10 protein-coding genes are annotated in these 12,361 nt (G+C 70.4%); 4 read left to right on the plus strand and 6 right to left on the minus strand.

Annotation, left to right across the window (positions count from 1 at the left end):
* Window positions 1-5: 5 nt before the first annotated feature.
* From A4R44_RS37645 to A4R44_RS37660, 4 genes are all read right to left on the minus strand, one after another.
* On the minus strand, window positions 6-1,421 hold the full coding sequence (locus tag A4R44_RS37645) for a family 2B encapsulin nanocompartment shell protein (protein WP_067591871.1): 1,416 nt from the start codon (window positions 1,419-1,421) through the stop codon (window positions 6-8).
* A gap of 51 nt (window positions 1,422-1,472) precedes the next feature.
* Window positions 1,473-2,585: a family 2 encapsulin nanocompartment cargo protein terpene cyclase gene (locus A4R44_RS37650; protein ID WP_067591874.1), complete on the minus strand. Its 1,113-nt coding sequence runs from the start codon at window positions 2,583-2,585 to the stop codon at window positions 1,473-1,475.
* A 10-nt stretch (window positions 2,586-2,595) separates the two neighbouring features.
* Window positions 2,596-3,450, minus strand: coding sequence for a geranyl diphosphate 2-C-methyltransferase (locus A4R44_RS37655; RefSeq protein WP_067592134.1), 855 nt, complete (start codon window positions 3,448-3,450; stop codon window positions 2,596-2,598).
* A gap of 371 nt (window positions 3,451-3,821) precedes the next feature.
* Window positions 3,822-4,004, minus strand: coding sequence for a hypothetical protein (locus A4R44_RS37660; protein WP_208865311.1), 183 nt, complete (start codon window positions 4,002-4,004; stop codon window positions 3,822-3,824).
* Between the two features lie 89 nt (window positions 4,005-4,093).
* Here A4R44_RS37660 and A4R44_RS48525 point away from each other — a divergent pair, with 89 nt between their 5' ends.
* Window positions 4,094-4,249 carry a hypothetical protein gene (locus A4R44_RS48525; RefSeq protein ID WP_157905093.1) on the plus strand — a complete coding sequence of 52 codons (156 nt, stop codon included), beginning with the start codon at window positions 4,094-4,096 and terminating at the stop codon, window positions 4,247-4,249.
* A gap of 93 nt (window positions 4,250-4,342) precedes the next feature.
* Window positions 4,343-6,166 carry a non-ribosomal peptide synthetase gene (locus A4R44_RS37665; RefSeq protein ID WP_067591877.1) on the plus strand — a complete coding sequence of 608 codons (1,824 nt, stop codon included), beginning with the start codon at window positions 4,343-4,345 and terminating at the stop codon, window positions 6,164-6,166.
* Between the two features lie 6 nt (window positions 6,167-6,172).
* Here A4R44_RS37665 and A4R44_RS37670 read toward each other — a convergent pair whose 3' ends face one another.
* Together A4R44_RS37670 and A4R44_RS37675 are read right to left on the minus strand one after the other, a co-directional pair.
* Complete coding sequence (locus A4R44_RS37670) at window positions 6,173-6,517, minus strand: hypothetical protein (protein ID WP_157905094.1); 345 nt, start codon at window positions 6,515-6,517, stop codon at window positions 6,173-6,175.
* Window positions 6,518-6,581: 64 nt separating this feature from the next.
* Window positions 6,582-9,686 (minus strand): non-ribosomal peptide synthetase, encoded by a 3,105-nt coding sequence (locus A4R44_RS37675; RefSeq protein WP_067591883.1) that lies wholly within the window; start codon window positions 9,684-9,686, stop codon window positions 6,582-6,584.
* A gap of 152 nt (window positions 9,687-9,838) precedes the next feature.
* On the opposite strand from A4R44_RS37675, the gene A4R44_RS37680 reads away from it, so the two are divergent.
* Together A4R44_RS37680 and A4R44_RS46725 are read left to right on the plus strand one after the other, a co-directional pair.
* Complete coding sequence (locus A4R44_RS37680; RefSeq protein ID WP_067591886.1) at window positions 9,839-10,048, plus strand: MbtH family NRPS accessory protein; 210 nt, start codon at window positions 9,839-9,841, stop codon at window positions 10,046-10,048.
* Window positions 10,049-10,397: 349 nt separating this feature from the next.
* A partial coding sequence (locus tag A4R44_RS46725; RefSeq protein ID WP_198545595.1) for a condensation domain-containing protein occupies window positions 10,398-12,361 on the plus strand: 1,964 nt, incomplete at its 3' end.

Below are 12,361 nucleotides of genomic sequence, written 5' to 3' on the forward strand. Positions count from 1 at the left end.
CGGGCTCAGCCCTCCCGGCCGATTTCGGCGGCTTCCAGCACGGCGAGCGCGTCGGGCACGAGGACGGCGGCGGAATAGTAGGCCGAGACCAGGTAAGACAGGATGGCCTGCTCGCTGATGCCCATGAACCGCACGTTGAGGCCCGGCTGGTATTCGTCGGGCAGCCCGGTCTGGTGCAGCCCGACTACGCCTTGGGCCGGTTCGCCGGTCCGCATCAGCAGCACCGAGCTGGTGCGGGTCTCGGTGACCGGGATCTTGTTGCACGGCAGGATCGGCACCCCGCGCCACGCGGGCACCTGGTGGCCGCCGAGGTCGGCCGAGCCGGGGTAGATCCCGGCCTTGCTGCATTCCCGCCCGAACGCGGCGATCGTCTTCGGGTGCGCGAGGAAGAACCCGGGGTCCTTCCACACCAGCGAGAGCAGTTCGTCGAAATCGTCCGGTGCCGGCGGGCCGGTGCGGGTGGGCACGCGCTGGTCGAAGTCGACGTTGTTCAGCAGGCCGAAATCGGCGTTGTTGACGAGCTCGTGCTCTTGCCGCTCCCGCAGCGCCTCGACGGTCAGCCGCAACTGCTGCTCGGTCTGGTTCATCGGTTCGCTGTAGAGGTCGGCGACCCGGCTGTGGACCCGCAGCACGGTCTGCGCGACGCTCAGCTCGTACTCGCGCGGAGAGGTGTCGTAGTCGACGAAGGTGCCCGGCAGCCGCGGTTCGCCGTCGTGGCCCGCGGCGAGGGCGATCTCGGCCTCGCCGTGTTCGTTGCGGGCCGTGTCTCCGCCCGCGATGAAGGCGTCAAGGTGCGCGCGCAGCGTTTCCGAGCGGTTCAGCACGCCTTCGAATTCCTGGCGCGACAACGTCAGCACGGTCGCGGCGGTGACCGCTTTCGCGGTGTACTCCCAGATCCCGTCCGAGGTGGTGAGGACGCTCTCGCCGAAGTAGTCGCCGTTCAGGAGCGTGCCCAGCACGGTCTGGTCGCCGTAGGCGCCGACCCCGGCCTTCGTGATCTTGCCGTGCGCGATGAGGAACACCTGGTCGGCGCGGCTGCCGAATTCGGCCAGCACGTCGCCCGGCTGGTATTCGCGCTGCTCGAACCGGCTGGCGAGCTCGGCCAGCGCCGCCTCGTCGTCGAATCCGCGCAGCGGCGCGAGCTCGCCGAGCTCGGGCGGGATGACCCGGATCTCGGATCCGCTGGTCACGAACGTGACCCGGCCGTCGCCGACGGTGTAGGACAGCCGCCGGTTGACGCGGTACGTGCCCGCGGACACCTCGACCCACGGCAGTGCCTTCAGCAGCCACCGTGTGCTGATGCCCTGCATCTGCGGCACGGACTTCGTGGTCGTGGCCAGCTGCCGCGCCGCCGCGCGGCCTAGGCTCAAGGGTTCCTGGTCTTCCACGTCCGCGGAGTCGACCGGGTCGGTGACAGTCACAGCGAAACCACCTTGTCTGGGTTTGCGAAGCCTGGGATCAGGGGTGTGGGATCAGGATCGGTAGCGAGGGTTCGTGGCGTGCCATTCGAAGCCGCCGCCCATCCAGTCGCGGAGGCCGGCGAGGAAGCGCCGCAGTTCCGGCGACGGGATCGCGAGCAGGGCGCGGTGCCCCTCCTCGAACTCGCGCACGATCCGGTTGTGCAGCGCGACCGTGGCCTCGACCGCCTCGGAGACCGGGCAGTTCCGGTCGGCGGCGATCTGGAGCGCCATGTTGCAGACCGGGTTCTCGTCGGCCGCTTCCTTGGCCACCGAATGGAGGTCGTTGACCAGGACCGTCGCGGTGCCCGCGCGCATCATCGCCTCCCGCACGCGCGGGTCGTAGTAGAACGGCGCGGGCAGTTCGTACCCGCCGACCGGGTCGATGAGGGTCATCGACGTGGAGAAACTGTCGTGCTGGCGGGCCGCCAGGTATTCCCAGGCCGGGGGACAGCGGCCGGTGTGGCGCCACGCGGCGTAGGCGTCCCAGCTGACGAACATCGCGAAGGTCGAATAGCAGACCCGCTGGACCAGCACCGGCGAACCGTGCCTGCCGAGATGGCCGACCGCGGAGCGGAACCCGACCCGGATCGGATCGGCCCGCAGCGCTTCTTCCCGCGGCGCGGAGAACTCGCCCGCCGGCGCGACCGGGTCCATCGCGGCCATGACGAGCGCCAGCCGAGGCGGGAGCTCGGTCGGCGAGGCGCCGAGGGAGCTGTCGTCGGCGTAGTAGTCGTCGGCCGCCCACCACACCGCGTTGAGCTGCGCGGCGACCAGCAGCCGGTCGGGGTCGGAGGTGTCCGGGTGGGCGAGCATCACCAGCCTGCCGAAGCCGGCGTGCGCGATCTGGTCCAGCCCCGCGCTCTCGAACCCGCAGTCGCGCGCCCACGCGACGAGCCGCCGGTCCACCTCCTCGGCGAGCGGGTCGTCCACCCGCCGCACGACCGGGCAGTACAGCGGCGACGCGCTGCCCTCGCCCCATTCCCGCTCCGCGTAGGCCGGATCCGTGCCGTGCGGCGGCGCGAACTGCGCCGCGATCCGCGCCGCCGAGGTCCCCAGCCCGAGCGGGCCCGCCCACAGCGGGGACGGGCAGGCGAGGCCGGGCCGGGTCGCTGCGATTCCGGACATGTCGGCCCGCTCAGACGCGGTCGGCGGCGATGAGCAGGTAGTGGAAGCTGCCCTCGCGGCAGGCGGTCAGGAACGGCCCCTCGATGCCGGTCGCCACGGACGACTGCTCGCGCAGCTCCCAGTACGGGATGGTCGCCTCGGTCAGGTCCACGACGGTGATCGGGACGAATCCGTTGGCGGCCAGCGCGGTGAAATAATCGCCGCGCGAATGGATAGTGCAGATGTAATGCTGGTCGATCTGGCTCACCGCGTGCGAACGCCCGCCGGTCAGGTCGTTGTAGCACCCGGTGATGGTCACGAATCGCCCGCCCGGGGCGAGCTGTCGCGCGTGTTCGGCGAAGAGCTCGTGCAGATCGACGTACCTCGTGCTTTCGTTGTTCCAGATTCCGGCGAAATCGCCGCTTTCGAATCCGGTGTCGAGCATGTTCCGGAGATGGAATCGGACCGAACCGTCGATTTCGCGCAGCCGGGCCTGTGCATTGGCGAAATCGACCTGCTGCTCGGAAATGGAGATGCCCTCCACCCGGCAGCCGAACCGCTGGTGCGCCTGCACGCTCGTGCCGCCCCGGCCGCATCCGGCGTCGAGCAGCCGGGCGGCCGGGTCGATGTCTCCGAGGTGCTGCAACAGGAATTGCGACTGCGCGGTCTCCAGCCGGTGCATCTCGGCGATGATCGCCTTGTCCCGCCTTTCCCCGCGTCCGTCCAGGACGGACGCATCGTAGTCGCCGATGCCGTAGTGGTGGTGGTAAAACCCGTCGACGTCGCCGAGGCGCAGATTGACCGGATCCTTTTCGGCGTTCCAGTAGTCGGCGACCGACTGCTGATACGCNTTGCGACCCGAAAAGGGAGTACATGATGACGTCATCATGTACTCCCTTTTCGGGTCGCAATTTCCGGTCGGCACGCGGTGAACTGTGCCGGCGCGCACCGGCTCGGTGCGAGGCGCTCGGCTTTTCTCCCTCTGCGTCCGAGGCTAGCGAGGATTCTTTTCCCCGGACAAGACGATTCGCGGGAATTCACTCGCGGGCTGGCGGGAGCGCTCCGGCGTGCCTCTTCTGGCCTAGGAGGCCACTGCTGCGAGGTGTTCGCGGGCCGGTCGCCGGGCCACGTTCGATGCCGCCGCGGACACGGGCGGATGACGGCAGGCGACAGCCCGTGGACGATCCTGGCAGACGGGTGACGCCCGATGGGCCGAAGCGGTTCCGGGCCGCGGAACTCCGGGGACCGGCCCGGCCGTCACGCCGTCCGGGAGGTCAGCTGGAGCGGGTCGCCCCCGCCGGCGATCAGCGCGAGCGCGGGGATTCGCGGCACGCTGACCGGTTCGCGGAGCCAGGCGATGCCGACGACCGCGGTGCCTGACGCGCCGATCCCGACGAACATCGTCCCGGCCGGGACGGTGTTCAGGCCGATATCGAGCACGAGCACCCCGCAGGCGGGTCGGGATGTCCGTGCGGGTGATGGCTGAGGGAATCAGATCTCAGGGTTCCCCTCACGGACCGCTGAGGGTGATGGCTGAGGCGACACAGCTCGCGGTGGTGGTCGTCGTGGCCGCACATCGCCCGGACGAGCTGGATCCGGATGCGCCGCCGGTCGACTTGCCGCTGCTGGCCGGGTTGTTCGGGCGGAGCGCGTGGCTCGGGGTCCGGCGGCCGCTGGAACGCTGACTCCGCGGGCATGTCTGCGCGTTCGTCTCTGGCCCGCGCGCGGGGTCCTGGTCATGCTCCAGTCGGAACCGTTCGACGCGGGAGGACGCCTTCATGACCATGCAGCCTGAACGCGGCGCGGACGTGCCGCTGCCCGACCTGTGCGTGCACGAGCTGTTCGCCCGGCACGCCGCGGCGGCACCCGAGGCCGCGGCCGTGTGGTATGGCGAAGAGCGGCTCGGCTACGGCGAGCTGGACCAGCGCGCGAACCGGTTCGCGCACTTGCTGCGGGCGCGGGGAATCGGGCCGGAGACGCCGGTCGTGCTGTGCCTGGAGCGCGGCACGACGCTGCTGGTCGCGATGCTCGGCATCCTCAAGGCGGGCGGCTATTACGTCCCGCTCGACCCGGGTTATCCGCCCGAGCGGCTCGCGTTCATGCTCGGCGACTCGGGCGCGGCGGTCGCGGTGACCGAACGGGCGCTGGCGGACCGGGTCCAGGCCGCGCCGACGGTCGTTCTCGCCGACGAGGCCGACCTCGGCGGCTGGCCGGACACCCCGCCGGACGCGGACGTGGTGCCGGACAACCTGATCTACCAGATGTACACCTCCGGATCCACTGGCCTGCCGAAGGGCGTGCAGGTGACCCACCGCGGGGTCGTCCGGCTCGTGCACGGTTCCGGCTTCGCCGATTTCGGTGCGGGAGAAGTGTTCCTGCTGCTGACGTCGTTGTGCTTCGACGTCTCGACGTTCGAGTTGTGGGGCGCGCTCGCCACCGGCGCGGCGCTGGCGGTGCTGCCGCCGGGCGTGCCGGCCGCGGCGTCGATCGAGGCGGCGGTGCGCCGGTTCGGGGTCACCACGGTGTGGCTCAGCTCCGGGCTGTTCGGGCACGTGGTGGACGACCGGGTCACCGCGCTCGCCGGGGTGCGGCACGTCATCGCGGGCGGCGACGTCGTGCCGCCGGTGCAGGCGCGGCGGGTGATCGAAGAACTCGGGGCCGAGATGAGCAACGGATACGGCCCGACCGAGTGCACCACTTTCGCTTGCGTGCACCGGGGGATGACCGTCGCGGACACCGCCGGGCCGATTCCCATCGGCAAGCCGATCGCGAACACGCACGCGTTCGTCACCGGCGCCGACGGCGTGCCGGTCGAGCCCGGTGAGCGTGGCGAATTGCTGCTCGGCGGGCCCGGTCTCGCACGCGGCTACTTCCGTCGTCCCGCGCTGACGGCGGAACGGTTCGTTCCCGATCCGGCTGGCGGCGGCGGACGGCTTTACCGCACCGGCGACGAGGTCGCCCTCCGGCCGGACGGGACATTCGCCTTCTTCGGACGGCTGGACCAGCAGGTCAAGATCCGGGGTTTCCGGGTGGAACCGGGCGAGGTGGAAGCGGCGCTGACGGCGCATCCGCTCGTGCGGTCGGCAGTGGTGGTGCCCTGCGAACGCGACGGCGGCGACCGGGTGCTGGCGGCGCACGTGGTGGCTTCGCGGCCCGCGGCGGCCGAGCTGCGGGAATTCCTGCTCGCCCGGTTGCCCGCGCATCTGGTGCCCTCGTTGTGGTCCTGGCCCGACGAGTTGCCGATCACGCCCAACGGCAAGGTGGACCGCGCGGCGTTGCCGGAGCCGGAGGAGGCCCGGCCGGCGGGGGAATTCGTGGTGCCGCGCACGCCGGCCGAGGAAGCTGTCGCCGAGGTGTGGCGGGAATTGCTCGACCTCGAACGCGTCGGCGTGCACGACGATTTCTTCGCCGATCTTGGCGGGCATTCGCTGCTGGCGACCCGGGTGGTCGCGTTGCTGGGGGAGCGGTTCCCGGTGGAATTGCCGGTGAGCACTGTGTTCGAGGCGTCGACGGTGGAGCTGCTGGCGGCCGAGGTGCACCGGGCGGTGACGGAGTACGTGGCGGCGCTGTCCGATGTGGACGTCCAGCGCGCGCTCAGCTGAGCGCCGTCAGGGCTCCATCGCGATGAGGACCGGGCTGATGCTCGTGATTTCCTCAAGGAGGTGTGTCGCGCCGCGTCGCGATCGCGGGAGTCGATGCCCAAGACCTCGCTGATCGCCGGGTAGATCCAGCCGGCGTGGTCCGGATGCGAGCGCCGTGGCCACCAAGCGGAGGCCGACGGTGTCGAATCTCCGGAGCAGGGCTTCCGCGGTCGCGCGGGTGACGGCGGTGTCCTTGTTGCCCAGCACGAGGCTCACCAGTGCCGGTTGTGCCTCCGCGACCTCGGCGAAGCGGGCCAGGCCCCATCCTGGTAGGCCGGGCTGCTCGCCAACGCCAGCAGCGAAGCCACGCACGCCTGCCTCGTTCCCGTCGTCACGAGTACAGCTTCCGCCGGCGGCCGCCGCGGAGCAACGGATTTCAGGCTCGTTCGATGACCGTGGCCAGTTCGGCGACCGTCCGGGCGGCGAAGAGATCCCGCAACGAGACGCGGACGCCGAGCTTCTTCCTGATCCGCGCGAGCACCCGGGTGGCCAGCAGGGAATGCCCGCCGATGCGGAAGAAATCGTCGTGGACGCTGATGTCCTCCACCCGCAGTACCTCCCGCCAGATGTCGGCCAGCGCGTGCTCGACCGCGGACGTCGGCTCGGCGACGGGTTCGGCGCGGACCGCGTTGTCGGCCGAGGGGTCCGGCAGCGCGGCGCGGTCCACCTTCTTGCTCGGTGTCAGCGGCAGCGCGGGCATCGCTACCCACTGCGCCGGGACGAGATAGTCCGGCAGCTGCGACCGCAGACTTGCCCGCAGCGCGGCGAAATCCGGCTCTCCGGCAGCCGCGACGACATAGGCGACCAACGTCCGCTCCGGCAGGTCCTTCACTACGACAGCCGCCGCGCGCACCGCGGGATGGGCGTCGAGGACGGCTTCGATCTCGCCGAGTTCGATCCGGAAGCCGCGGATCTTCACCTGGCGGTCGAGCCTGCCGAGGAACTCGATGGTCCCGTCCGAGCGGAAGCGGGCGCGGTCGCCGGTGCGGTACAGCCGGGCACCGGTCGAGTACGGGTCCGGCACGAACTTGTCCGCGGTCAGCGCGGGACGGCGGAGGTAGCCGCGCGCCACGCGCAGGCCGCCGAGGTGCAGTTCGCCGGGCACGCCGACCGGAGCAGGCGCTCCGGCGGGGTCGAGCACGTACGCGCTGGTCGCGGCGACCGGACGGCCGATCGGCAGGCTCGGAAGGTCGAGATCGGCGTCGTCGGCCCAGTGCAGCACGCTGGAGATCGTCGCCTCGGTCGGGCCGTAGCAGGCCAGGAAGCGGCCGGGCAAGCGCAGTTCGCGCCAGCGCCGGGCGTCTTCGGCGGTGACGACGTCCGCGCCGACGTTCACCATGTTCAGGCACGCGACCCGCGGATCGCGCGGCGTGAGCACGCCGAGCAGTTCGCGGTAGTAGGCCGGGGTCAGGTTGACGCTCGTGATCCGGTGCCGGCCGAGCCGGCCGGCGAGTTCCTCCGGTTCCCAGAACAGCGGATCGCTCAGCACCACCGACGCGCCGGCCAGCAGCGGGCCGCCGATCTGCTCCAGCGAACCGTCGAAGGCCAGCGAGGCGAGCGAGAGCACCCGGTCGGCCGCGGTGATCCCGTATTCGCGGGCGATGATCTGGGCGTGTTCGGCGTAGGATCCGTGCTGGATCTGGACGCCTTTCGGCCGTCCGGTCGAGCCGGAAGTGTAGATGACGTAAGCGAGATGATCCGGTTCGACGGTCCAATCCGGACTGTCCGAAGAGGAATCCGCGGTCTGTTCGAGGGAGATGACGGGGCAGCCGGTGCCGGCGAAGAGCCCGGCGTAACGTTCCTCGGTGACAACAGCGGCGGCGCGGGCGTCCTCCACGAGATAGGCGAGCCGGCCGGGCGGGTTGGCCGGGTCGAACGGGACGTACGCCGCGCCGGATTTCAGCACGCCGACCAGCGCGACCACGGCGCCGACGCTCCGTTCGAGGCAGACTCCGACGGTTGATTCCGGGCCGAGCCCGCTCGCGCGCAGGTACCGGGCGAGCCGGTTGGCTGCCGCGTCGAGCTGGGCGTAGGTGAGTTCCTGGCCGCCGCAGTGGATGGCGGGGCGGTCCGGGGTTTCGGCTGCTCGCTGGGCGAAGAGGCCGGGGAAACAGCCCGGGGTCACTTCGTAGCCCGGGGTCCGGGCCCAGCCGGTCAGCAGCGCGAGTTCCGCGTCCGGGGTCAGCGCCAGTTCGCTCAGACGCTGCGCCGGATGGTCGGCGATGCTCTCCAGCAGGCACTGGAAGCGGGCGGCCAGCCGGTGTGCGGCGGCGGGCTCGAACAGGGCGGTCGGATAGGTGAGAGTGCCGGTCAGCGAGCCGTCCGGACGGTGTTCGAACTGCAGCCCGAGGTCGAACGACGCGGCCGTCCAGTCCACATCGGACTCCTCGACGTCCAGTCCGGGCAGCCGGAACCGGTGCCCGGGCACCTCGTGCAGGCCGAAGAACGCCTGGACCAGGGGGTTGCGGGACAGATCGCGGTCCGGTTCGAACTCGCCGACGAGCCAGTCGAAGGGGACGTCCTGGTTGTCGAAGGCTTCCAAGGCGGTCCCGGCCACCTGGTCGAGGAACGTCGTGAACGCGGGGTCGCCGCCGAGGTCGGCCCGCAGCACGAGGGTGTTGACGAAGAATCCGGCCAGCCCCTCGACCTCGGCCGGGGCGCGCCCGGCGACCGGGCAGCCGACGGCGATGTCCGTGCCGCCGGTGTGCCGGGCGAGAAAGACCTGGTAGGCGGCCAGCAGGACCATGAACGGCGTCGCCCGGCGGGACCGGCCGAGCGCGGTGAGCCGGTCCGCGAGCGCGGCGGGGACCTCGACCCGGACCGCCGCGCCGGCCGGATCCCACACCGGTCCGCGCGGACGGTCAGCCGGGAGCTCCAGCGGCGACAGCCCGGCGAGCCGTTCGCGCCAGTAAGCGAGCTGGCCCGCGAGCCGAGTGTCGGCGTCTTCCCGCTGCCAGAGCGCGAAATCGGCGTACTGGACGGGCAAGGCGGGCAGCTCGGGCAGGGTGCCGGCGTGGAACGCGCGGTACAGCTCGGCGAGTTCGGCGGCGAGGACGTCCCAGGACGCGCCGTCGAAGGCGATGTGGTGCACGACGATCAGCAGCACGTGCTCGCGCGCGCCGAGACGGAACAGCCGGGCCCGCAGCGGCAGGTCGGCCGCGAGGTCGAAGGGCACGGTCAGCTCGGCCGCGACGACGGTGTCCAGTTCGCTTTCCGCGACACCCTCGATCGGCAGCGGCACCGGTTGCGGCTTCCCGACCACCTGGACCGGCACGCCCTCGCGGCTGCGGTACCGCGTCCGCAACACTTCGTGGCGGGCGACGAACGCGTCGAGCGAACAGCTCAGCGCGGCGACGTCCAGCTTGCCGCGGACCCGCAGCGTCAGCGGGAGGAGGTATTCGGTCCCGCCGGGCCGCAACGCGTCGAGGAACCACAGTCGTTCCTGCGAGAAGGACAGCGGCAGGTCGCCGGGCATGGTCATGGCGCCAGGGTGGCCGTTCTCTCCCGGCGGGCCCAGAGCCGGGACGGTGCGCTCGTTGCTGCGCGTTCTTCTCTGTCGCGCCGCCGCCCGCGCGGGAAGGCTCGGCTCGCGACGGGACGGGTGTGCCCGGCGCGAGGACGAGGAGGACCCGGATGAGCGAGGACGAACGCACCTACGGCGTCGTGCTCAACGACGAGGAGCAGTACTCGATCTGGCTGGTCGGCCGCGAACTGCCGGCGGGCTGGCGGTACGAGGGGAAGCGCGGGCCCAAGCAGGAATGCCTCGACCACATCGACGAGGTGTGGACGGACATGCGGCCGAAGAGCCTGCGGGAGCGGATGCGGGCGGACGCTCCGGCCTAGCGTTCGTCCGCCCGGTTCGTGAGGGGAACTCTGAGGGAATCAGATTCCCTCAGAGGGTGTTGTGGAACCCGGTGGCGTGGTCGGGCGTTGACTGTGATGTCGGCGTGGCGCGCCGTTCGCTGGGCGGTTGTGTGCAAGCTTCCGCCTAACACACGGATTCAGCGACTGACCACGCGGGTTTCGAAACACCCTCTCAGGGTTCCCCTCACGAACCGCACACCGGGCTTGCCTCGCCAGCCCCGCGATCAGCCCGGACATACGTCGAACGCGGCCGCGGCGCCTCAAGTCCCATCAGAGTCGGTGAGGGCCCCTTCACGGCATGCCCGCCGATCGACCCGCAGGGGGAGCGATGACCACCGAACAGTCCCGGCGCGACGAGCTGCTGGAGCGCTACCTGTCCGCAGCTCCGGCCCCGGCCGCTCCGGCATCCGCGATCCGGGCCGACCGCAGCCGTCCGCTGCCGCTTTCTCCGGCACAGCAACGGGTCTGGGTGCTGGACCGGCTCCGTCCCGGCGGAACCGAGTACGTGGTGACCGCGGCGTGGCGGCTGCGCGGCCCGCTCGACGTCGAGCGGCTGCGGACGTGCTGGCAGACGATCGTGGAGCGGCACGAAATCCTGCGTACCACCTACGTCGAACGCGCCGGCGTGCCGGAACAACTCGTCGGGGAACCCGGGGTCGATCTGGCCGTCCAGGACGTCCCGGCGGAGGACGTCGAGGCGGAGACCCGGGAAGCGGCGTCGGCGCCGTTCGACCTGGCGCGGGACCGGCCGTTGCGGGTTCGGGTGCTGCGGCAGTCCGCGACCGAGCACGTTCTTTTGCTCGTCGTGCACCACATCGCGTACGACGGATGGTCGACGTCCGTCGTGGCACGGGAACTGGAGGCGCTCTACGCCGGGGAGGCCTTGCCCCGGCTGCCGGTCCAGTATGCCGATTTCGCCTCCTGGCAAAGGAAGCACGCGGCCAGTGAGCGAGTGACAGAGCAAGTCGAGTTCTGGCGTCGGCGCCTCGACGGGGTCGTGCCGCTGACTCTCCCGACGGACCGTCCCCGTCCGCCGGTGCACGACCCGCGCGGGGACATCCTGCGATTCACCGTGGACGCCGGACTCGGCACTGCGGTCGCCGCGCTCGGCCGGACGCATCGGGCGAGCACTTTTATGGTGCTGCTGGCCGCGTATCAGATTCTGCTGAGCCGGTATTCGGGGCAGGAAGACGTCGCCGTCGGCACTCCGGTCGCTGGACGCACGCGTGCCGAGGCGCAGGATTTGGTCGGGCTGTTCCTGAATACCCTGGTACTGCGGGCCAGGGTGGACGGTTCGGTGCCGTTCGCGGATTTCCTCGACGTCGTCCGCCGGGACACCCTCGACGCGTATTCCCGTCAGGACGCGCCGTTCGAACGGCTGGCCGACGAGCTGGTGCCGGACCGCGATCTGTCCCGCAATCCGCTCTTCCAAGCCATGCTCGTGCTGCAGAACACCGCTGACGCCGGGTTCGAGGCGGCCGGACTGCGCGGCGAGCAAGTCCATTCTCCCTGGCACAGTGCGAAATTCGACCTGACACTGGAAGTGACCGAGCGGCCGGACGGTGCCTTGGACGGCGTGCTGGAGTATCCGGTCGCGCTGTTCGACCGGTCCACTGTGGAGCGGATGGGCGGGCATTTCACCGAGCTCCTGCGCGGTATCGTCGCGAATCCCGGTGCACCGCTGGCGGATCTTCCTTGGTTGAACGCTGCTGAAAAGGCCGAGCTGGCCGGGTGGAACGAAACTGACGTTCCTTTCGAGGCCGGGACGTTGCTGTCGCTCATCGCCGAGGGGGTCGCTGCTGGTGAGGCAGCGGTGGTCGCTGGTGGTTGTGAAGTGTCTTATGCGGAGCTGGACGAGTTGTCGAATCAGGTGGCGCGTTGGCTTCGGGCGCGTGGGGTGGGGCTGGAGTCGGTGGTGGGGGTTCGGCTGGAGCGCGGGGTGGAGATGGTGGTCGCGTTGGTCGGGATTCTCAAGGCGGGTGCGGCGTATCTGCCGCTGGATCCGGATCATCCCGAGGACCGGTTGCGGTTCATGGTCGAGGATTCCGGCGCTGAGGTGGTGATTGAGCCAGGCGATCTCACGGCTCTCGATCAACCACGGTGCCCGGTGGATATCGTTGTGCGGCCGGAGAACGCGGCGTACGTGATCTATACCTCGGGGTCCACCGGCAAACCCAAGGGCGTGGTGGTCGAGCATCGCGGGATCGTGAACCGCTTGCGGTGGATGCAGGATGAATACGGTCTGACGCCGCGGGATCGGGTGCTGCAGAAGACTCCCTTTGGCTTCGACGT

It is taken from the genome of Amycolatopsis sp. M39 (genome assembly GCF_001651785.1).
In the GTDB taxonomy this organism is placed as follows: domain Bacteria; phylum Actinomycetota; class Actinomycetes; order Mycobacteriales; family Pseudonocardiaceae; genus Amycolatopsis; species Amycolatopsis rubida.